General features: G+C 58.4%; 17 protein-coding genes. 7 read left to right on the forward strand and 10 right to left on the reverse strand.

Features of this window, described 5'->3' with window-relative positions; genetic code table 11:
• The 6 genes from ACZYR5_RS24740 (at position 1) to arsH (ending at position 5,427) form a co-directional block, all read left to right on the forward strand.
• Complete coding sequence (locus ACZYR5_RS24740) at positions 1–1,311, forward strand: MFS transporter (RefSeq protein ID WP_489092036.1); 1,311 nt, start codon at positions 1–3, stop codon at positions 1,309–1,311.
• A gap of 597 nt (positions 1,312–1,908) precedes the next feature.
• Positions 1,909–2,358 (forward strand): bestrophin-like domain, encoded by a 450-nt coding sequence (locus ACZYR5_RS24745; protein ID WP_489092185.1) that lies wholly within the window; start codon positions 1,909–1,911, stop codon positions 2,356–2,358.
• Positions 2,359–2,565: 207 nt separating this feature from the next.
• Positions 2,566–2,913: a metalloregulator ArsR/SmtB family transcription factor gene (locus ACZYR5_RS24750; protein WP_489092037.1), complete on the forward strand. Its 348-nt coding sequence runs from the start codon at positions 2,566–2,568 to the stop codon at positions 2,911–2,913.
• Between the two features lie 22 nt (positions 2,914–2,935).
• Positions 2,936–4,219 (forward strand): arsenic transporter, encoded by a 1,284-nt coding sequence (locus tag ACZYR5_RS24755; protein WP_489092038.1) that lies wholly within the window; start codon positions 2,936–2,938, stop codon positions 4,217–4,219.
• A gap of 29 nt (positions 4,220–4,248) precedes the next feature.
• Positions 4,249–4,719, forward strand: a complete 471-nt coding sequence (locus tag ACZYR5_RS24760; protein WP_489092039.1) for an arsenate reductase ArsC — start codon at positions 4,249–4,251, stop codon at positions 4,717–4,719.
• Between the two features lie 9 nt (positions 4,720–4,728).
• A complete protein-coding gene (gene arsH, locus ACZYR5_RS24765; RefSeq protein ID WP_489092040.1) occupies positions 4,729–5,427 on the forward strand; it encodes an arsenical resistance protein ArsH in 699 nt (232 codons plus the stop codon).
• A gap of 237 nt (positions 5,428–5,664) precedes the next feature.
• On the opposite strand, the gene ACZYR5_RS24770 is transcribed toward arsH, so the two are convergent.
• Positions 5,665–7,119 carry a TrkH family potassium uptake protein gene (locus tag ACZYR5_RS24770; RefSeq protein ID WP_489092041.1) on the reverse strand — a complete coding sequence of 485 codons (1,455 nt, stop codon included), beginning with the start codon at positions 7,117–7,119 and terminating at the stop codon, positions 5,665–5,667.
• A gap of 468 nt (positions 7,120–7,587) precedes the next feature.
• Between ACZYR5_RS24770 and ACZYR5_RS24775 the strand changes: the two genes are divergently transcribed.
• Positions 7,588–9,204, forward strand: coding sequence for an arylsulfatase (locus ACZYR5_RS24775; protein WP_489092042.1), 1,617 nt, complete (start codon positions 7,588–7,590; stop codon positions 9,202–9,204).
• Between the two features lie 274 nt (positions 9,205–9,478).
• On the opposite strand, the gene ACZYR5_RS24780 is transcribed toward ACZYR5_RS24775, so the two are convergent.
• The 9 genes from ACZYR5_RS24780 to ACZYR5_RS24820 all read right to left on the reverse strand — a co-directional run bounded on the left by ACZYR5_RS24780 (position 9,479) and on the right by ACZYR5_RS24820 (position 17,585).
• Positions 9,479–10,273: a DNA adenine methylase gene (locus ACZYR5_RS24780; protein WP_489092043.1), complete on the reverse strand. Its 795-nt coding sequence runs from the start codon at positions 10,271–10,273 to the stop codon at positions 9,479–9,481.
• Between the two features lie 202 nt (positions 10,274–10,475).
• Complete coding sequence (locus tag ACZYR5_RS24785; RefSeq protein WP_489092044.1) at positions 10,476–11,510, reverse strand: phage late control D family protein; 1,035 nt, start codon at positions 11,508–11,510, stop codon at positions 10,476–10,478.
• A 52-nt stretch (positions 11,511–11,562) separates the two neighbouring features.
• Entirely contained in the window at positions 11,563–11,769 is a 207-nt protein-coding gene (locus tag ACZYR5_RS24790; protein WP_489092045.1) for a tail protein X, read from the reverse strand.
• Entirely contained in the window at positions 11,744–12,601 is an 858-nt protein-coding gene (locus ACZYR5_RS24795) for a phage tail protein (RefSeq protein WP_489092046.1), read from the reverse strand. The genes ACZYR5_RS24790 and ACZYR5_RS24795 overlap by 26 nt, the downstream gene beginning before the upstream one ends.
• A 9-nt stretch (positions 12,602–12,610) precedes the next feature.
• On the reverse strand, positions 12,611–14,938 hold the full coding sequence (locus ACZYR5_RS24800; RefSeq protein ID WP_489092047.1) for a phage tail tape measure protein: 2,328 nt from the start codon (positions 14,936–14,938) through the stop codon (positions 12,611–12,613).
• 143 nt (positions 14,939–15,081) lie between these two features.
• Positions 15,082–15,402 (reverse strand): phage tail assembly protein, encoded by a 321-nt coding sequence (locus tag ACZYR5_RS24805; RefSeq protein ID WP_489092048.1) that lies wholly within the window; start codon positions 15,400–15,402, stop codon positions 15,082–15,084.
• A gap of 11 nt (positions 15,403–15,413) precedes the next feature.
• Complete coding sequence (locus ACZYR5_RS24810) at positions 15,414–15,917, reverse strand: phage major tail tube protein (RefSeq protein WP_489092049.1); 504 nt, start codon at positions 15,915–15,917, stop codon at positions 15,414–15,416.
• A gap of 12 nt (positions 15,918–15,929) precedes the next feature.
• On the reverse strand, positions 15,930–17,093 hold the full coding sequence (locus ACZYR5_RS24815) for a phage tail sheath subtilisin-like domain-containing protein (protein WP_489092050.1): 1,164 nt from the start codon (positions 17,091–17,093) through the stop codon (positions 15,930–15,932).
• A 66-nt stretch (positions 17,094–17,159) separates the two neighbouring features.
• Positions 17,160–17,585: a tail fiber assembly protein gene (locus ACZYR5_RS24820; RefSeq protein ID WP_489092051.1), complete on the reverse strand. Its 426-nt coding sequence runs from the start codon at positions 17,583–17,585 to the stop codon at positions 17,160–17,162.
• Between the last annotated feature and the right edge of the window lie 813 nt (positions 17,586–18,398).

The raw sequence follows: 18,398 nt of genomic DNA on the forward strand, positions 1-18,398 counted from the left end.
ATGTCACAGAGCGCCGCTGCCACCCTGGCCACCGATGACGATAAAAACGCCGTCTACAAGCGCATTACCCTGCGCCTGATCCCCTTCATTTTCATCTGCTACCTGTTCAACTACCTCGACCGAGTCAACGTTGGCTTCGCCAAGTTGCAGATGCTCGACGCACTGAAGTTCAGCGAAACCGTGTACGGCCTCGGGGCCGGGATCTTCTTCATCGGCTACGTGCTGTGCGGCGTGCCGAGCAACCTGGCGCTGACCCGCTTCGGTCCGCGGCGCTGGATCGCGCTGATGATGATCACCTGGGGCACGCTGTCCACGTGCCTGCTGTTCGTCACCACGCCCACCGAGTTCTACACCCTGCGCCTGTTCACCGGCGCCGCCGAAGCCGGGTTCTTCCCCGGTGTGGTGCTGTACCTCTCGCAGTGGTTCCCGTCGTTTCGCCGTGGGCGGATCATGGCCCTGTTCATGTCGGCCATCCCGGTCTCGGGCCTGCTCGGCAGCCCGTTTTCCGGCTGGATACTCAACCACTTCGCCGCCGGCCAGGGCGGCCTCGCGGGCTGGCAGTGGATGTTCCTGCTGCAAGGCATCCCGACGGTGATCCTCGGCGCCCTGGCGTACTTCCTGCTCAGCGACAACTTCGACAGCGCCAAATGGCTCAAGCCCCACGAGCGTGCGGTGCTCGAAGCCGACCAGGCCCACGACCGTGCCAACCAACCGAAGACCGCTTCGGATTCGCTGCTGGCGGTGTTCAAGAATCCGGCGATCTGGGCCTTCGGCCTGATCTACTTCTGCATCCAGAGCGGGGTCTACGCGATCAACTTCTGGCTGCCGTCGATCATCAAGAGCCTGGGCTTTTCCGACAACCTGGTGATCGGCTGGTTGAGTGCGATTCCGTACCTGCTGGCGGCGGTGTTCATGGTGCTGGTGGGCCGCTCCGCCGACCTGCGCCAGGAACGTCGCTGGCATTTGGTGGTGCCGATGCTGATGGGCGCGCTGGGGCTGTTGATTGCGGTGAACTTCGCCGCCAACCCGGCGATCGCCATCCTCGGCCTGACCATCGCCACCATGGGCGCCCTCACCGGCCTGCCGATGTTCTGGCCGGTGCCCACCGCCCTGCTCAGCGCCGGTGCCGCCGCCGGTGGCCTGGCCTTGATCAACTCCATGGGCCAGATGGCCGGCTTCCTCAGCCCGTACCTGGTGGGTTTCGTCAAGGACGCCAGCGGTTCCACCGATGCGGCGCTCTATGTGCTGGCGGCGGTGATTGTCGGCGGTAGCCTGCTGGCGTTGCGCATGACCCGCACGCTGCGCGCCTGACCCGCGCAAGCCTGAGCTGACGCCCCCTGTGGCTTGCCAACTGCCGACAATGGTTTTGTCGGAGCGAGCATGCTCCGGGCGGCGTTCCGACGGAAAACTTCAGGGCGCCGCGTTCAATCAGAATGCTCGGGTTATCGTTGACGTCTTTCGCGAGCAAGCTCGCTTCTACAGGGGCTTCGCGCGCCTGTAGGGGGTGTGTTTCCTGGGCCCACGACGAAAAACACCGATGCCGATTGAGCGTCAGTGAGGGAGAGATAGGGGAAAAGGATGCAACAGATAGGAAGTGGTGCCCCGAGCCGGAACCTAAATAACGCAATAATTTCCAGTATTTGCGTACCTTTATCCAGACGCTACGAATTCAGTGTACTAGCCAATGTACTTTTTATGCTCACCTGGCGCATAGCCGTGGGCTGCAATTTCGGAGTTTGTCCGCACATTCTGCGTGATGATGGACGAAATCGGTCCCGGTCGGTTTGCTACGCTAAATCCTTTGAGTCCATTGATGCAAACTTCCATGGGTATGCAACCAGCCTTACTATTTCTGACCGCACGCTACGAGGCTATGGAGATGCGACACAATAAACACGCAACCGCCTGATAACCTATCTTGAACGCGCTATCGAGACCCCGTATCGAGGTGACGAGGCATTGCAGCATCGAAACAGCGAAGCGGCTCAATACCTGGATGACATAGGCAAGTCTTTGACCGGTATAAAGCCTCCGGATCGCTTCCATGAAACGATGCTTCAGGATATCCGGCAGCAATACCATTCGCTCATTGAGCAACGCTGGAGGATCGTCGAGCAGTCAGAGGGAGCGATTCCGGGCCCTTTGATTGGTATGCTGGTTGCTTGGTTAACACTCATCTTCTCCAGTTTTGGATACCGCGCTCCCCGCAATTCGATGGTGATTGGAATGTTCATCATCTCGTCCTTTCTCATTGCGGCTTCTGTTTATCTTGTATTGGACATGGATGTGCCATTTCACGGTCCTATCCAGATATCCGACGAGCCCCTGCGCAGGGCGCTCGCCGTTATGCAGCTCTAGGCGGTTCGTTGGGCGCTTGCATTCTGAGTGGCCGCTTTCAGAGCGGAAGAAATCGAAAGTCCGGTACTGGCCGATTTCTGCCTTTCGCGACGAGCAGAAAGCGACCATGAGCAGTCATACACCACAAACATTCAACCAAACAAACAAGCTCTTGCTCATTGCATATGGATATCCGTATATTCGCTTTTCCATATGTATGGTGCGCCCATGATCACTCCCCCCGAAGTCTTCAAAAGCCTGGCAGACGAAACCCGTGTCCGCGCCACCCTGTTGATTGCCGAGCAGGGTGAGTTGTGCGTCTGCGAGCTGATGTGCGCTCTGGATAACAGCCAGCCGAAAATCAGCCGGCATCTAGCGCAATTGCGCAGCAACGGTTTACTGCTCGATCGCCGCCAAGGCCAGTGGGTCTATTACCGCCTCAATCCGGATCTTCCCGAGTGGGTTCACGAAATCCTGAAGGTGACTTCCAGAGCTAACTCCAATTGGCTCAAGAACAACGCCACCCGTCTGCAGAACATGGATGGCCGTCCCGTGCGCGAAGCCGCCTGCTGCTGAACCCTGATCGAGTGAACTTTGAATGTTTGTCGCTGCAGCTGTTTTCGTCTTCACACTCATTCTCGTCATCTGGCAACCCAAAGGACTTGGCGTCGGTTGGAGCGCCGCACTTGGCGCAGTGCTTGCGCTGGCAGCCGGCGCCGTATCGCTGCAGGACATCCCCACGGTCTGGGCCATAGTATGGAACGCGACAGCCACTTTTATCGCAGTCATCGTTATCAGTTTACTGCTGGATGAGGCCGGCTTCTTCGAATGGGCTGCACTGCATGTGGCGCGCTGGGCAAAAGGCAGCGGTCATCGATTGTTCGCGTTCTGTGTGCTGCTCGGGGCGGCGGTATCGGCAGTGTTTGCCAATGACGGGGCGGCACTGATCCTTACTCCCATCGTCATGTCGATGCTGATGGCTCTGCGTTTTTCACCGGGCGCGACGCTAGCGTTTGTCATGGCGGCCGGCTTCATTGCCGACACTGCGAGCTTGCCTCTAGTGGTATCGAACCTGGTCAATATCGTGTCCGCAGACTTCTTCCGGCTGGGTTTTACCGAATACGCTTCTGTGATGGTGCCGGTGAGTCTGGCCAGTGTTGCCGCAACCTTGTTGGTGCTGTTTGCTTACTTCAGAAAAGACGTACCGAAAAGCTACGCACTGGATGCGCTTCGTGAGCCCAGTGCGGCGATCCGTGACCGCGCCACGTTCATAGTCGGAGGCTGGACGCTGCTAATACTGCTGCTCGGGCTTTTCGCGCTAGAACCTCTGGGCATCCCAGTCAGCGCCGTGGCAACAGCGTGTGCGGCGGTTCTTTTTGCCGTTGCAGCCAAAGGTCACAAAATCTCGACTCGTCGCGTGCTGCGCGAAGCGCCTTGGCAAATCGTGGTGTTCTCGCTCGGCATGTACCTGGTGGTCTATGGCCTGAAGAATGCTGGTCTGACAGATCTGCTCACCCGACTGCTGGACTACCTGGCGGGGTGGGGCCTGTGGAGCGCTGCCCTGGGCACTGGCTTGTTGTCGGCACTGCTGTCATCGGTGATGAACAACATGCCCAGTGTGCTGATCGGCGCGCTATCGATTCAGGCCAGTGACACTCACGGATTGGTTCGCGAAGCGATGATCTACGCCAACGTCATCGGCTGCGACCTCGGCCCGAAAATCACCCCCATCGGCAGTCTTGCCACGCTGCTTTGGTTGCACGTGCTAGAGCGTAAAGGCATGCGCATCACCTGGGTATACTACTTCAAGGTCGGCATCCTGCTGACTCTCCCAGTCCTCTTGATCACTCTTTCGGCACTGGCCCTGCGCCTGAGCCTCTGACGTCCGCCCAAAAGCGGTAGGAGCAATCCATGCGAGTCCTGTTCATGTGCACGGCCAATAGTTGCCGCAGCATTCTTTCAGAAGCCATGTTCAATCACCTGGCGCCGCAGGGTTTTGAGGCGATGAGCTCCGGGAGTTTCCCCAAGGGCCTGGTGCTGCCGCGCAGCCTGTCGACCCTGCAACAAGCCGGAATCCCGATTGACGGCTTGTACAGCAAGGGCAACGACGCCTTCGAAGGCAATCCGCCGGATATCGTCATAACGGTGTGTGACAAGGCTGCCGGCGAAAGCTGTCCGGTTTACTTCGGTCCGGCTCTGAAAGCCCATTGGGGGTTGGAAGATCCGTCCAACGTGACAGGAGAAGAAGCGGCGATTGACGCTGCCTTCCGTGCCACCCTCGCGCGCATCGAGCGACGCTGCAAAGCCTTCCTTGAACTGCCGTTCGGCACCCTCAATCGTGACGAGCTTAAAAACGAGCTCAATCGAATCGGTGCGCTCTAAGGAGATTTTATGTCAGAGCATCTACCCAACTTGGATCTGAACCTTTTCGACCGCGCGCACACCGCAGTGGCGGAGGAGCACAAGCCGCGCATCCTATTGCTGTACGGATCTAACCGTGAACGCTCGTTCAGCCGCCTGCTGGTGCAGGAGGCGGCACGCTTGCTTGACCACTTCGGCGCCGAGACACGAATTTTCAACCCCAGCGGTTTACCGTTGCCGGATGACGCCCCGGTCGATCACCCCAAAGTGCAGGAGTTACGTGACCTCATGCTTTGGTCAGAAGGCCAGGTGTGGTGTTCGCCGGAACGACATGGCGCAATGTCGGCCGTGTTCAAGGCGCAGATCGACTGGATCCCGTTGGAGCTAGGCGCGGTCCGTCCTACCCAGGGCAAAACCTTGGCGGTGATGCAGATCTGCGGTGGTTCACAATCGTTCAACGCGGTCAATCAACTGCGAGTGTTGGGGCGCTGGATGCGCATGTTCACCATCCCGAATCAGTCATCGGTGCCCAAGGCATATATGGAGTTCGACGAGGCTGGACGGATGAAGGCGTCGCCGTTCTACGATCGTGTCGTCGATGTAATGGAAGAACTGGTGAAGTTCACGCTGTTGTTGCGTGGTCACCAGGCTCACCTCGTCGACCGTTACTCCGAGCGCAAAGAAGGTGCAGAGCAACTAATGGCGCGGGTCAACCAGCGCTCGATTTGAAGTGGATCTACGACCCGACATTGAGCACTGCTGCTGTCGGCCAGTTAATATCTGTCACCAAGGCAAAATCCGAAGCTGCCTTTCACTGAGAACTGCTACCCGCCAACAGCAGTCCTGTGCTTTATCTTTACCGTGTTTCTAAGATGCAACATTGTCGCTGAAAATTAAGTAAATCAACGGCAAGCCATTCGCCTGCCACCCATGTACCTCTCATACTCAGAGCCGGACAAGGCGGGATCAGTATCTCCAGAAGACGGGAGTGACGAGCACCAGCACAGTCAGAATTTCTAGTCTTCCTAGAAGCATTCCAACGGTCAGTAGCCATTTGGCAGCATCAGGTAATGATGAGAAATTACCTGCTGGCCCAATGATCGTGCCAAGCCCTGGCCCAACGTTACAAACCGCAGTAGCGGCACCGCTCAATGCGGTTGTCCAATCCAGTCCGATTAGAGCCAAGCCCAAGGCGATAGCGGCAATAGTGATGGTGAAGAAAAACGAAAAGGTCAAAAGCGAGCGCAAGATTTCCTCGTCTATGGGATGGCCATTGTACTTTTTCTGAATCACGGCTCGAGGATGGATCAACTGCTTCAAACTACTGACCAGTAGAGCGGCAGCCACCTGAAAACGGAAGATTTTAAGACCGCCTGCAGTGGAGCCGGAGCATCCACCGACAAACGTAAGATAGAAAAAGAGCAAGACAGCGAAGCTGCCCCACAAGGTGTAGTCACCAACTGCAATTCCGGTGGTTGTGACGACCGAGGTCACATTGACTGCGACGATACGAAACGCATCCCACCATCCGTAGTCGCTGTGAAAACACAGCCAGGTACCCACCGTCAGCGATATGACGAGCAAGAATCCAACGAATCCGCGCACTTGGTGATCCTTGATCAGCGCACCTCGATTGCCCCGCAATGTCGCTACGTACAAGGTGAAAGGCAGGCTTCCCGTAATCATGATGACCACTGCCACCCAATGAATCGCTGGTTGCGTCCAGTGCCCAAGTGAGGCGTCTGAGGTTGAGAATCCCCCGGTAGAGATCAACGACATTGAGTGATTGACCGCTTCAAATGGCGTCATTCCAGCGAGCCATAGTGCCAGTACTCCGATGCCAGTAAGCGTCAGATAAAGCAAAAGAATGTACTTGGCTGCCACATGGGAACGTGGCGTAACTTTCTCTGACCAGTCTGAGGACTCTGTCTGGAACAGACGCATACCGCCTACTCGTAAGAGTGGAAGGATTGCCACAGCCATGCCGATAAAACCGATACCTCCCAACCAATGCAGCATCGAGCGCCAGATCAATAAGCCGGGAGATGAGGTATCCAAACCGGAGAGTACAGTCGAGCCGGTGGTTGTGATACCAGACATCGTTTCAAAAAATGCGTCGGTGTAGCTGATATGGCTAATGAACACCATTGGCAAGGCTGCGAAGGTGCACACAACCACCCAACTGCCAGTCGTCAGTAAGTACATGTCCCGGGGGCGGAGCTGGGCAGCATCCGGGCGCCCCCCCACGATCAACAACAAGCCACAGATTAGGGTAATCAAACTCGACCAGAGGAAGGCCGACAGATCGTCGCTCCGCTCATAGGCCATCAGTGTGATCATGGGAAAAGCCATGCTTACGGCCAGCGTGATCAGAAAAATGCCTAGGATGAAGCCGATAAGCCGAATCGCTGCGAGGGACATAACAGAGCCTTTAAAATTAGCACCGCGCAGTATCAGATACCCAGCCCCAAGACCCCGTAAATTAATCGTAAAATTCCTACTGCCAATTCCCCAGAATTGTTAGGTCAAGGGTTTTCAGTAAGTCACTCATCACAAGCGAGCGCCAGTACATGATCAATGCGTGCAGAAATGAAGGAACGCTTTGGGTATAAGCGGACGCTCTCGAAAGGCAAGAAACGACCCATTGAAGACGCTCGATGATGCGAGAAGACGATTTATCTTTACCTAGATACGCGGACCCTAGATGGATGAGGTGCCACCATCGATCTGACGGTCCAGCTGTAAAACCCATGAAACAACAGTTTACAGTCTAGAAACTAAATATTGGATAATTAGCAATTAGTACCTACGCTCTTCGCGGGGGATCCAGTTTTAAGGACGGTCGGGGGCTCGTCTCAAGGTACTCACGCAAGTACGCAGGAGCTCAACATGAACCGGACAAAGTTATCAACGGCGTTCGCTGTATCAATATTGATGTCTGCAGTGGTTTTCCCCGGCCTCTCTCAAGCCGCCGACAAAACAGCCCCTAACATTGTAGTCATTATGGGTGACGATATTGGCTGGTCCAACATCGGTGTCTACAACCAGGGCATGATGGCCGGTCGAACACCCAATCTCGACCAGCTTGCGGCTGAAGGCATGCGTTTTACCGATTACTACGCCGAGGCCAGTTGTACCGCCGGGCGGGCCAACTTCATCACCGGCGAACTGCCGATCCGTACCGGAATGACCACTGTTGGGCAGGCCGGCTCTCCCATTGGTATTCCCGCCGAAGCCGTGACCATCGCTACAGCGCTGAAATCCATGGGCTATTCCACGGGCCAGTTCGGCAAGAATCACCTGGGCGATCTCAACGAATTCTTGCCCACCGTGCACGGGTTCGACGAATTCTTCGGCTACCTCTACCACCTCGACGCCATGGAAGACCCGGCGCACCCCAACTATCCGCAGGAGCTTCTTGCCACTGTTGGCCCGCGCAATATGGTCCACAGTTGGGCGACTACCACCGATGACACCACGGTCATGCCGCGCTGGGGCAAGGTCGGCAAACAGAAAATCGAAGACGCCGGCACGCTCTATCCGGAACGGATGAAAACCGTCGACGACGAGATTCGCGACAAAGCCTTCGCCTTCGTCGACAAGGCCAAGCAGGACAACAAACCGTTCTTCCTCTGGCTGAACCCGACCCGCATGCACATCGTCACGCACCTGTCTGACAAGTATGAAGCCATGCGCAACTCGCAAAATGGCTGGTCGGAACAGGAAGCCGGCATGGCACAGCTCGATGATATCGTCGGTGACGTCATGGCCAAGCTGAAAAAAGACGGTATGGATGACAACACCATTGTCATTTTCACCACTGACAATGGCGCGGAAAACTTCACTTGGCCGGATGGCGGCACCACGCCGTTCGCCATGGGCAAAGGCACCATCATGGAAGGTGGATTCCGTGTTCCGGCGATCATTCGTTGGCCTGGCAAGGTACCGGCCAATCAGATTGCCAACGGCATCATGTCCGGTATGGACTGGTTCCCGACCCTTGTCGCGGCGGCCGGTAACCCGAACATCACTCAGGAACTGCTCAAAGGCAAACAACTGGGCGACCGAACCTACAAGGTGCATCTTGACGGCTACGACCAGACACCGATGATCACGGGCAAGGGGCCGTCGACCCGTAACGAAATTTTCTATTTTGGCGAGAGTGCGCTGGGTGCGGTGCGAATAGGCGACTACAAATATCGCTTTATTGACCAGCCAGGCGGCTGGATGGGCGCCAAGGTGGCGGTCGACGTGCCGATCCTGACCAACCTGCGCCTCGATCCCTTCGAACGTATGGGTTGGCCGGAGAATCAGGCCGCGCAAGGTTCGCAGCAGTATTTCGACTGGTTCAAGTACCAGTTCTGGCGCTTCGTGTTCGTCCAGCAGCAAGTCGCCAAGCTGGCGGAAACCGCTATCGAGTTCCCGCCGATGCAAAAAGGCGCGAGCTTCAACCTCGATTCGGTTAAAGCCAAGATCGCTGCGGCCCGAGCGGAGATGGCAAAGTAAGCAGTCGGGTAAACGGGTGGTCGGTGTTCGCCACCCGTATTCATATCGCCATTGTCCAGTGGCGCAGGGTTGAGCGTTGAAACCGCCTAGGTGAATGCCTTGAGGAAGCGTGGTTCACCGCTCCAGAGGAATCTCGATTGAGGTTGACTGAATTCTGCAGGGCGTGAAGTTGCGGGTCAGCAATGGCTGAAATTGGCCGAAGTTTGCCAATGGTGAAGGGCAGCAAATGGACGATTTCTGCCCTTGCTCAACGTCAATGATGAAAGCAGCCGTGTCAAAACAGCCCTCCCAACGCTGCAGGCTCCCAGTTCATAATCACCAGTTCACCACTGACCTCGGCCTTACCCTGCCGTTGGTTGCTGGTGGTATAGCGAATATCCAGCGTTTCAAAATGAAAGCCCTCAAACACCCGACGGATGTCCGGGTGGTCGTTGATGCTGACCATGACCCTGCCCTTGCAGCGACGCATGAAATCGGCCATGCGCTCATAGTTCTCGAACGGAAAATCGACCCCATACCCTGCAGTCTGCCAATACGGCGGGTCCATATAGTGGAAGGTATGGGCTCGGTCGTAGCGTTCGGCGCAGTCCAGCCAGGGCAGGTTTTCGACATAGGTGCCAGACAGGCGCTGCCAGGCGGCTGAAAGGTTTTCCTCGATCCGCAACAGGTTGATCGCCGGGCCAGTGGTCGCGGTGCCGAACGTCTGCCCCGTCACCTTGCCGGCGAAGGCATGGTGCTGCAGGTAGAAAAATCGCGCGGCACGTTGGATGTCGGTGAGGGTTTCAGGGCGGGTCATCTTCTGCCACTCGAACACCTGGCGTGAGCTCAGCGCCCATTTGAACTGGCGCACGAACTCCTCGAGGTGGTTCTGCACCACGCGGTACAACGTCACCAGGTCGCCGTTGATGTCGTTGAGGACTTCGACGGGGGCAGCCTGAGGCCGCATGAAGTAGAGCGCGGCGCCGCCGGCAAAGACTTCGACATAGCATTCGTGAGGGGGAAACAGCGGGATGAGGCGATCGGCCAGGCGGCGTTTGCCGCCCATCCAAGGGATGATGGGTGTAGACATGGATAGCAAGACCTTTACTGTATAAATAAACAGGTGCTAGGCTCTCTCCGCTTTGTGCACAGAGCGGGAGCCTTGACTGGACTTGCAGGGACAATCTGCGGGGACTGTGGCTAGGTTGGGTGTTGACGCATCCAACCTGGCCGCTCCTTTTTACTTTGACTTATGAAATTTCCAACTCGGTCCGATTCGCTTGCTCGAGCAATCAATACGGCACTTCAAGCACGACCTTCTGCGGTTTGCCGGAAGCCTTCGCCTTTCCCTCCTTGCCACCATTGCACTCCACCGACACCGTCCACCCGGACGGGGTGAAAGTGTGATCGACCGACTCCACCAGGTATTCACCGTCGAGCCCACGCTTGAAGCCTTGCGCCGCAATCATGATCTCGGCAAACAAGTCGGTGCGTCCGGGCATATCCAGGCGTACCAAGGCAGTGGACCGATTGAATGCCGCCAGGCGGGCCTTCGCCGCTTCATCAGCGGCCGTCCGGTCCGGGTAAAGATGGCGGTCGGTGTGCACCGGTGGTAGGCCCTCCGGCACGTTCGGGTTGTCCAGATGCGAAACCAACAATTCCCCGCTGGCCGGATCCTGGTACTGGGTGCTGACTCCCTCATGGGCGTTTCGGTCGCTCAAGCGAAAGTGCCAGCGAGTTACTTCACTGCGCTGCAGGGTAATGACCGCCAACGCCCGACCACTGGCGCTCTGCCCGCCCTGCCGTGGCAGAACCAGCAACTTGCCATCGGCTACCTTGGCCGTGCAGTCGTGCTTCTTCGCGACACGGGTGATGAAGTTGAAATCCGACTCATTGAGTTGATCCATACGGGGTACCCGCGCGTCTACCGGGCACGACGGCTGCCAACCATTGCGCGCAGCCACATCGCCGACGATCTGCGCCAGGCTGACGTCCTCCCAACTGCCGCTGCGTGTGGCTTTGCCACTGCCCCGCATATCGCTGGCCTTGCCGCTGATCACCAGCGTGTCCGGCGGGCCTGACACTGCTACTTCGTCAACGGTGTAGCGGCCCATTCGCGTCAGGTCGGCGCCGGCATAGCCCAGGTATACCTCGATACTCGCGCCACGCTCAGGTAACGCCACCGCACCGTCACGGTCATCAATGCGCAGCTCAAACGAGTCCGAAGCCATTCCGGGCCGGTCGGAGAGCTGCAACGAGACGAGCCGATCATTGATCAGGGCGGTGATGTCGGCACCATTGGCGACGATGCGAAACAACGGTTGCATGTCGGTACTCCAGAAAAGAATAAACCCGCATCTGGCGGGTCTGATAATGGGATTAATCCCACAAAGAAATGACGCTGTCCGGCTCCACCACCAGGTCCGGTAGCGTGATCAGCAAGCCTGCGCGGAACGGTTGTGGCTCGTCGGCCAGGCCCTGATTGGCGGCCAGCACCGCTTCGACGCAGCGGTTGAGGTGGCCGTAATAGTGGTGGCACAGGGTGTCGAGTAGATCCCCTTCAGCTGTTCTGCAAGTCATCGCCATAACGGACAAACTCCAATGAAAAACCCTGCTTGCGCGGGATCGCCCCCGGCAGCAAGGCGCTTTGCTCTTCCTCGATATTGGTCAAACACCAATTGCCCAGTACCTCGCCATACCCCGTGGTCAAATTCAGGGGCAGCAACTTGGCGCCAATGCTGCGCAGCGTGTCCAGCTGCTCCAGCCCGCCCTTGAAGCTCGGATAAATTGCACCTTTGAGGGTAATTTTCTCATCACCCAAGCCTACCGCCTGCTGTGCCGGACGCCGGCTCAGCCGTTCCTGTGCAGCCCAGCGAAACGCCGTCTGCCGGCGAAGTTCGTCGAAGGCTGCCGTATCCAGGTTGAAGTAATACGGGCGCTCATTGGCTTTCAGCGGATAGAGAATCAGCAGGTGCGGGAACGGCTTCACCGCGTCGGGAATCGGCGACATGTCGCCGGCGAACCATTGCGTGGGGAAGATGTTGCCCAACGCGACATTGGCCTTGCCGGCGACCTTGTTAAAAGCCGCACCAAAACGGCCAATCTGTTCGGTCAGCGCAGAAAAGTGCTCATCAAACTGCGCCAACGCACGCTGGGTTTGGTTGTAAAGACTGGCCACCTTGCCGATCTTGGCCTGCGCCGAGTTGATCGCGTCCTGCAGGCGCCGTGTCTTGTCGCTCAGATCCTCGCTGATAAAGGGCAACCCCTCCAACGCGTCGGCTGCCCCACTGATTTCATTGAGCGCGCCATTCATGGGCCCCGTCATGGATTCAATGTCGGTGCGGCCGGCCTCCCCCGCGTCGACCAGGTATTTCAATCCGCCCTGCAGGTGCTGCAGGTAGGTTTTTTTCTCCGCCATATCATTTCCTCAGCTCACATGGGGCGCATCAAACAACTGGCGATCGCGGGCTTGCCGGGCGAAGTCCTCGAATTGGCGGCGCAGGTACGGCATCAATTCCTGAGCCAGCTGCGCCGGATCTTTTACATCGCCTTGCACGGTAATAACCGGCGCCGGGGCGAAGGTGAATTGCTGATCAACCTTCGACGAGGCCAGCGGTGTCGCGGGTCCGCTCTGGGCCATCAACGCAGCCATGATCGGTGCCGCGGGGGCACTGTCCATTGAGCGCATAACTGCACCCAGCCCTTGGCTCGCGAGCGGTGAATTGGCCGGCGTGTCCGCACCACCAAACAGTGCCTTCCCAAACGTCGCTCCGATCTCGCTCCCGCCCCACGCACCGAGCATGCTGCCGATAATCCCGCCGATGGCGGTACCCACCACAGGGATGATCGAACCGATGGCTGCGCCGGCCGCTGCGCCCGCTAAACCGCCAGCCAGGCTGCCTGTCGCCTCGCCGTAACCTTCGGCCTTCTCATCGCGAGTGGTCGCGTTCTGGTAGGTGTCCAACGCCAGAACACCAGCACCGACTGCCGCCAGTGCCCCGCCTACTTTCATCACGCCTGCGCCCTTGCTCCCACGACCTCTAGCGCTTTTGCCCGGCCCGTCTTTGCCCGGATCCAGCCCGTCATCATCGTCGTCATCCGTGTTGGTGACGAACACCCGCTGCACGATGTTGGACCGATCGCCGGCCGCGCCTCGAACGATATTCGCCAGCCCCCGGCCGATCTTCAGCGCGGCCCAGGCTTTACCCAGCACCAACGCTCCGGCAGTCAGCGCCGCCAGGCCCAACACCGCTTTGGGCGCTTCCTCCGACAGCGCGGTCAACCCACGCGCTGCCGCGCCGATCCCGGTAGCCAGCGCATCGGTCGCCGGACGCAAGGCATCGCCGATCGCGCGCAATGAATCGTTGAACGCCTGCCCGGTTTCGGCCCAGCGTTGGGACGAGGCCTCGCGCCGTTCACTGAGATTCTTGTCGAGAATGTCCTTTCGCTGACCGTCGGGGTTTGAGGCGTCTTTTTTGAGATCCGCATACAGCTTTTTATTCTGGGTGTAGGCCATCAGGGCAGTTTTGACCTGCATGTCGGCGAACAGATCGCCGGTACGCAAGGTCGCGGCCAGGGCGTCGGCCATCGCCTGCGCCTTGGCTGGGTCGGTCTCCTGGCCGATCTGACTCAGGCCCTGCTGCAGCTGTTGGGCCATTTTCGGGTCGGTCTTTTCCACGTACCGGCGCGCCAGCTCAAAGCTGGCTTCAACGGTCGACAGGCCCTTGGCAATGGCTGCGTTCATCGAGGCCTGATAATCGATGCCAGCATCGGCATAACCTTTGACCGTTTCCCCAGAGCCTATTTTTGCAATCCAGTTTTTCAGATTGTTCGCCGCTTCATCGGCGCTGCCGGCGCTTTTGATCTGCACCTGCAGCATGGCGCCCAACTGGCTGACCGCCTCCTGGCCGGTGATGCCGCTGCTGGCCATCTGCGCTAACAGTTCGGGAAACCACTTGGCCATGTCGGCAGCCTCAAAGCTGCCTTGCTGGCCCAGCAGCGCGACCGATGCCAAGGCCTGTTCCATTTTCTTGGGATCGGTGATCTTGGCGTTGTTCTGCATGGCCAAAATCATCTTCGCCGTATCGGTGCCTGAAGCGCCCTGCCCGACCGCAAACTTCGCAGCCACCGGCGCATACTTCAATGCGTCGGTCAGATCCATGCCGCCACCCACCAGTTGGTTCACCAACTCCGCTACCTGGGTGTTGGCCATACCGGTGTCTTTCGAGGTTTGCACGATGTCGCGGGCAGTGTTCACTTCCTGCTGGGTATTGGCGGTTCCCGACTTAATCGCGATGTCACGAATGATTGCCTGAAAATCCGCACTGATTTTGGTCGGTACCGCCGCCAGCGTGGTGCCGGCCACTGCCGTGCCAATGCCACTGCGCAGACTTTCGCGCCCCTCTTCCACCTGCCCCAGGCCTTTGGCCTTGAACTCGGCGCTGCGCACCACCTTACCGAGCGCCAGGTACTCCTGACGCAAGCGACCGACCTCGACGCCCTGCTTGCGCAGGCTGTTGGTGTTGGTCTCCAACTTACGCAGCAAGGCGTCGGCATTGGCCGCGCCGCTGTCGTGGGCTTTTTTCCATTCGTCGCGCAGACGCATGGTCTCGCCGATGACTTTCTGCAGGCCTTTGGCCCGCGTGGTTTGCGCCCCCAGCTTTTTCATTTCGCTGCTGACGTTCTTGAAAGCGGCGCCAAGCGACGAATCGACGGCACCGCCGATCACCAACCCGAGCGAGAGTTTGTTCGTCATGCAGGATACCTGTGCTCAATGGTGGATGGGCTCAGTCCGTGAGCCACCAGACCATCTCGGAAAACGACAGCCCCTGAATTTCGGCCGCGGAAAAATTCAACTCCACCGCCAATCGTTTGGCCAGGGTCTTTTGCAGGCGTGGATTAAACCCCGTCGTCTGCTCCCAGACGAAAATAGGCGGTCTGCAGACGACGATAATCGCGCATCAGCAGCCCCTCCAGATCCGCACGGCCGATGCTCGCCAGGCTGCAAAACAGCGTCATTTCCTGCTCTTCTTCATTGCTGCCGCCGTGCAGCGTGGCCGCGCGCATTTCACGCACCGTCGGCTCACGCAAGGTCAGTTTGTCGACCTTGATGCCATTGGCCTCGCTCGCCTTGGATAACATGACGGTGGCAATGCCATCGCCCAGTTGCAGCCATTTAGGCAATGCGGCTTCTGCTTGGCTGTTGATCTTGTTGCTCATAATGTTGCTCCTTACATGCCCAGGGCGGATCGCACCGCGGCCAGTTGGTCGGTGCCATCGATGACGCGAATCGAGTTGAGGGGATCGATTTCAAACATCACGCTGCCGTCGATCTCCAGCTTGTAATAGGTCACGGCGACGGCGTACTTGAACTCGCCTTTTTCTCCGGGCTTCCACTCCCCCGGGTCGACTTCCTTGAGGCCGCCACGCAAGGTAGCGACCACCGATTTCACCGCGCCTTTCTGCCCCTTGAAGGCACCACGAAACGATGCGTTGAACGCCGTCAGGTCGGCCTGACCAAAAAACTTAAGCACCTCACGGCGCACACCGTGGGTGGTAAAGCTGGCCTCGAGCTTCTCGGTACCCATGTCGATTTCCACCGCCGCATCCATGCCGCCGGCTCGGTAATCGTCGGTCTTGAGCGTCAACTTGGGCAGGGTCAGGCTCGGCACATCGCCCTGCAGGCTGATACCGTCGACAAACAGATTGGTGTTGTAGAGCACTTCCGGAATCATAAAACGGCCTCCTTAGGCGGCGGTGTCGAGCACTTCAGTGATCCACTGATCGGTCACCTCCACGCGGAAATTGGGGTTTTCGGCCGGCGGCACGTCGGTGAAACGGATGTTCCAGTACACCTTGCCTTGGCTCAGCTCGCTGGAGGTGTTCAGCTCTTCGTCGGCATAGACTTCGAAGTTGATGATCGCGCCCTGATTTTTCAGGTCACGCATGAACGCCTGCAGGCCTTCAGTCACATCCTTGACGTAGGTCGAGGTGATCGAACGGTCGACCGCCCACTTATGGCCGTAGAGGATTGCGTCCATGACGATATCCAGGGTGCGCACGCGGGTGACAAACGCCCATTTCGGATCGCTGGACAGCGTGCGGTTACCCCACAGGCGATAGCCGTCATCCCGAATGATGGTGGTGATGTTGGCGTTGTTCAGCACGTTAGCTCGGCAGGACGGGTCACCGTCGAGAAATTCAATCGCCCGCGTGGTGCCGGTGACGCCAACAAACTCCTTGTTCGACGGTGACGCCCAAAATCCGTAGGTGGCGTCGGTCCAGGCGAACAGGCCGGCGGCCCAGGCCGAGGCCGGCGCATTGACGGTGGCACTGCTCCCGGTATCCCAGAACTGCACGCCAGGATCGACCAGATAGGCGTGCTTGCTGCCGAAGTGGGCGGCATAGGCGATCGCGGCCTCGTCGGTGGTGTTTGGCCCATCAATGAGCGCCATGGCGCGTAACTTATCGGCCAGCGCGATCAGTTCGGTGGCCACCGGAAGCGATGACGAATAACCCGGGGTAATCAACAGCCGCGGCTGGGCGTTGAACTTGCTCTTGCCATCAAGCAGCGCCTGCATGCCGGTGCGAGTGCCATCGGCCCACACGCCGCCAATGATCGCGGAAAGCTGCTCATCGGCGTCCTCCAGCTCGGGCGCGCCGACCGCGACGATGACCGCCTTGGCGCGTTTGAAGATGGCCCTGCAGTCTTGGGTGATGGCCGCATCCGCGCCCCAGGCGGCAACCGCCTCGCTTTCGCGGGTGATCAACAGCAACTGGTTGTACTTGGCGGACACGTCCGGACCTTCGCTGAAGGTATTGCACAGGCCGATGATCGAGGCGGACGGAGTTGCGATATGCCGCGCGCCGGTATCCACCAACGTCACGGTAACGCCGTGAAAGAAACTCATAGAGTGCTGCTCCGGATACAAAAAAGCCCCGCAAATGCGAGGCTGTAGGGATGTTCTTTGGAGACGTTAGGGGGTCATTGGCATTACCGGCCATTCAATGCCGCTCGGCCACCCAGGTTGATGTGGCACTTCACTGAGCTCGATTCGGTAGAACTTCCAGGCACTCAACTGCTCGACCTGCTCTTCGGTGGCCACACCCAGATCGAGCGAGTCCTGTAGCGGCGCTATGACCAAGCCAGCGTCCTGCATCAACCGCTTCAGCAGGGAGCGCGCGGCGGGCAACAAGGCGGCGTCCGTGGGTGGTTCATAGGCGGCGATTTCACCAAAGTCACCCGCGACCGCGCGCTGATAGATCTCGGGACCGTAGTCGGTCGAGTCGTCAGGGGTGGCCGTAAACGGCATAGCCGCAAGCGTCTCGGTTACCAGCTGCACGTTTATCGCGGAGTGCTCGGCGTTGGCCCATTGCGGACTAAGTGCATCGGAGTAATTCATCAAGCGACCCTCATGCAAATAACGGCAGAATCATCATCGGTACCATCAGCGTTTTGCAGGCCGCCCATCAACATCCAGGTGCCTCCCGGATTGCCATGGGACGATTGGGCTCCCGCATCGGTAAAGATCAAATTGCCGCCGGCCACCAAGGTGCCAGGGGCGGTGCCTGCACCATTCTGCACACGAAACATGGCATAGCTCCCGACCTCACCCACAACAAAGGCGACGACACAATTGCGCACCTTGCTGATGCCATAGTTATCGCACCAGACGTCGCCGAAATCGGAGCTGTCGACCTGCAGCCCGATGGTGCTCGGCGTGGCCTTGAAGCCGATGTGAATCTTGTTGGCCGCTTGATTAACGCCACCACCCTGCTGCACCGGAGTAAAACCCAGCGCGGACTGTGACGAATTCCAGGCCCCCCAGCCGACCATGTCGGCAATCATCCCCCGTGTATAGATCGTGCCGCTCTGGCTAGTGATGATCATTTGCGTGACGACGTCCTGGGCGACCATCACTAGCATAGGCGAGTATTGGCCACCCTCAGGAACATTGGGTCCTGTGTTCACCCGATAAACCCCAGCACTGAGAATCGTGTCGAGGTCAGTGCCGTCGGCAACGACGATACCGCCCTGGCCCCAGCCATAGGCGCCGGTCATCAGGTGCTTGCCCGGCGCGTCATCCGAGGGAGAGGCTTGGCTGCCTTGCTGCAGCCCGAATGGGGTGATAGCAATGGAGCGGTTGTCGCTGATGGTTTCAGCCGGTGTCGCAAAACGGGTAATACCAGAAACAGACTCAGTGGCCGGCGGCACC

The sequence above is a fragment of the Pseudomonas sp. F007 genome, assembly GCF_057814275.1.

Bases quoted from the DNA above. Each gene is read 5' to 3' on its own strand.
- ACZYR5_RS24770 (WP_489092041.1), bottom strand. From the start codon at position 7,119: ATGTCCCTCGCAGCGATTCGGCTTATCGGCTTCATCCTAGGCATTTTT.
- ACZYR5_RS24815 (WP_489092050.1), bottom strand. From the start codon at position 17,093: ATGAGTTTCTTTCACGGCGTTACCGTGACGTTGGTGGATACCGGCGCG.
- ACZYR5_RS24740 (WP_489092036.1), top strand. From the start codon at position 1: ATGTCACAGAGCGCCGCTGCCACCCTGGCCACCGATGACGATAAAAAC.
- ACZYR5_RS24795 (WP_489092046.1), bottom strand. From the start codon at position 12,601: ATGGCGGAGAAAAAAACCTACCTGCAGCACCTGCAGGGCGGATTGAAA.
- ACZYR5_RS24755 (WP_489092038.1), top strand. From the start codon at position 2,936: ATGTTTGTCGCTGCAGCTGTTTTCGTCTTCACACTCATTCTCGTCATC.
- ACZYR5_RS24800 (WP_489092047.1), bottom strand. From the start codon at position 14,938: ATGACGAACAAACTCTCGCTCGGGTTGGTGATCGGCGGTGCCGTCGAT.
- ACZYR5_RS24775 (WP_489092042.1), top strand. From the start codon at position 7,588: ATGAACCGGACAAAGTTATCAACGGCGTTCGCTGTATCAATATTGATG.
- ACZYR5_RS24790 (WP_489092045.1), bottom strand. From the start codon at position 11,769: ATGGCGATGACTTGCAGAACAGCTGAAGGGGATCTACTCGACACCCTG.
- ACZYR5_RS24780 (WP_489092043.1), bottom strand. From the start codon at position 10,273: ATGTCTACACCCATCATCCCTTGGATGGGCGGCAAACGCCGCCTGGCC.
- ACZYR5_RS24750 (WP_489092037.1), top strand. From the start codon at position 2,566: ATGATCACTCCCCCCGAAGTCTTCAAAAGCCTGGCAGACGAAACCCGT.
- arsH (WP_489092040.1), top strand. From the start codon at position 4,729: ATGTCAGAGCATCTACCCAACTTGGATCTGAACCTTTTCGACCGCGCG.
- ACZYR5_RS24760 (WP_489092039.1), top strand. From the start codon at position 4,249: ATGCGAGTCCTGTTCATGTGCACGGCCAATAGTTGCCGCAGCATTCTT.
- ACZYR5_RS24820 (WP_489092051.1), bottom strand. From the start codon at position 17,585: ATGAATTACTCCGATGCACTTAGTCCGCAATGGGCCAACGCCGAGCAC.
- ACZYR5_RS24785 (WP_489092044.1), bottom strand. From the start codon at position 11,510: ATGCAACCGTTGTTTCGCATCGTCGCCAATGGTGCCGACATCACCGCC.
- ACZYR5_RS24805 (WP_489092048.1), bottom strand. From the start codon at position 15,402: ATGAGCAACAAGATCAACAGCCAAGCAGAAGCCGCATTGCCTAAATGG.
- ACZYR5_RS24810 (WP_489092049.1), bottom strand. From the start codon at position 15,917: ATGATTCCGGAAGTGCTCTACAACACCAATCTGTTTGTCGACGGTATC.